This is a genomic window from Vibrio makurazakiensis (assembly GCF_050337375.1).
GTDB lineage: Bacteria > Pseudomonadota > Gammaproteobacteria > Enterobacterales > Vibrionaceae > Vibrio > Vibrio makurazakiensis.
Genome location: NZ_JAKJSW010000390.1, coordinates 1 through 2,202, shown reverse-complemented (window position 1 = coordinate 2,202; position 2,202 = coordinate 1). Strand labels below are relative to the sequence as shown.

Genomic DNA, 2,202 nt, shown 5'->3' with positions numbered 1-2,202 from the left:
TTATGTAACTGCGGGTATGATGCAGCGATCAGTATTAGTTGAAAAAGCGAAATTTTTTGGTTTAGAAGAACAGCTGAATAGTGCCTTTAGGGTTGGAGAGCCAGCGTGATTTATTGGTTAGCTTTGATACTGGGTGGAGTCGCTATGCTGGTGGCGTTCTGGCCATCGAAAAAAGAAGAACGTCATCACTATTTAATGGAAGCAAACAAAACTTTGTATATCGAGTCTATTGATGAGTCCCAGCAGGCCGTCAATCTTAATGCACTGTCTAACCAAACGTTCGCTCAAAAGTGTAAAAGTAAATTTGATAATGTACTTCGACAGTTAGGTAAATATGCAGGTCTGAAGTTAGTCGTTTATTGCGGACTTTTAATTGTAATCGGCGTCGTCTTAAATCAGAAGATTATCAAAATGGATGCGGTCGTTGTTATTTCTGTATTAGTTCCAATCGGATTAATTGTTGGCTATCAATGGTTWCAAAGTCGTGAGCGCACACAATTTGAAGAAGCATTCCCAGATGCACTTAGTATGTTGGCGAGTGCGGTTAGCTCGGGTGAAAGTATTACTCATGCCATTATCTATGTGGGTAAAACCTWGGAAGGAGAGGTTGGTAAAGAGTTTAAGAAAATGGGGGAGCGCCTTCAAGTTGGAGAGTCTGTCGATTCTGTTTTTAGAAAATCAATTCAACGCTTCCCTTACCCTGCTTTTTACTTTTTTGTAATTACGCTTAGAGCGAACATGCAAAGAGGTGGGCAGCTAAAACAAGTCATTAATAGATTGAATCGCTTGATGTTTGACTCTCGAGCTATTGAAAAGAAAAAGATGGCAATGACTTCAGAAGCAAGAATGTCTGCAAAAATTGTTTCCGCTATACCGGTAGGTTTTATGTTTTCTATGCAATTCATCAGCCCACAAAACTTTGACTTTGTAATGAATGACCCTGCGGGTAAACCTATTCTTTATTATGTTCTTGCGAGTGAGTTTATTGGTTTGCTCATTGTTTGGTCGCTAATGAAAAGTGTAGAAAAGTAATGCAAAAACAAACGTTAATTTTTGCTCTTCTTGTATTGTTGTTCGCGTGTTTGTCTTATTTTTCCTTTAGAGCATACCGTGAATTTAGTCGTCGAAGAATGCTAAAGAGATTTTCACTATTTGATGAAAGTAGCTCTGAAGACAAAAATGAGGAAGGGTTAGATAGGCTCTTCGATAATCTTTCATCTACTTTGACTTCGTCAAAAGATGACATTGATAAAAAGTTAGATGATGCAGGGATTTATAATTCAAATATCTCACAGTATTACATGCTAACAAAATACTTGGTTGCATTTGTTGGTGGCATTCTTATTTATGTATTGTTATCTAGATTTGAACTCATAGTTAACCAAGTTATTGCGATTCTGGCTATTTGGTTTGTTTTTTGTGTCACTGGTCCTGACAGTTATTTAGCGATAAAGCAAAAGGCGTTGAGACGAAAAATATCGAACCAACTGCCTTATCTTTTAGACTTAATGGCTATTTGTATTCAAACAGGCATGACTTTGGAGTCGGCAATGAGCTATTTGTCGCATGAAATGGAAGGGTTTGATAAGGATTTATCCTATCAACTTAATAAAATCAATGAACGTACTAAGATCGTAAGTTTGGATATAGCTTTAGATGAATTTTATAACAGGATCCCAACTCCGGAGGTCAGAAGTTTTGTTATGACCCTTAAGCAAAGCTTGAAGTATGGCTCTTCAATATTTGATGTACTTACGACGCTCGCCTCAGATATTAGAGAAGTGAACATGTTGGGAGTCGAAGAAAAAATCGGCAAGCTAGCAGCCAAAATGTCTATTCCGCTGATCCTGTTTATAATGATGCCGATCGTTATTCTGATCACGGCTCCAGGGATAATGAGAGTGATGGCAAATGTATAAAAGAATAATGACGCTATCTCTATCTTTATTTTTGTTCGGATGCGCTAACAGTAGTTTAGATAGTAAGTTGTCCGAATCTAAAGAATCTATGTTAATCGAAACGAATAATTATCCAAACCTAATAACTTATTATAAAAGTCAGTTGAAAGTTAAGGAAAATGATTTAACTCGAATCAAACTAGCAGAAGCGTATGCAAATAATGGTGATTATGAATCTAGCTTATTTGTAATAACTCGGATTCGAGAAAAAGAATCGAATGCTATGGCAATGGTTGTCGAGTGT

General features: G+C 37.0%; 2 protein-coding genes and 1 pseudogene. All 3 read left to right on the top strand.

The window, feature by feature from the left end:
• The first annotated feature begins 105 nt into the window (after positions 1-105).
• Complete coding sequence (locus L4C33_RS21765) at positions 106-1,032, top strand: type II secretion system F family protein (RefSeq protein WP_428814470.1); 927 nt, start codon at positions 106-108, stop codon at positions 1,030-1,032.
• On the top strand, positions 1,032-1,919 hold the full coding sequence (locus L4C33_RS21760; RefSeq protein ID WP_428814469.1) for a type II secretion system F family protein: 888 nt from the start codon (positions 1,032-1,034) through the stop codon (positions 1,917-1,919). Before L4C33_RS21765 ends, L4C33_RS21760 begins: the two co-directional genes overlap by 1 nt.
• 88 nt (positions 1,920-2,007) lie before the next feature.
• A pseudogene (locus L4C33_RS21755) lies at positions 2,008-2,202 on the top strand (tetratricopeptide repeat protein); the annotation flags it as partial.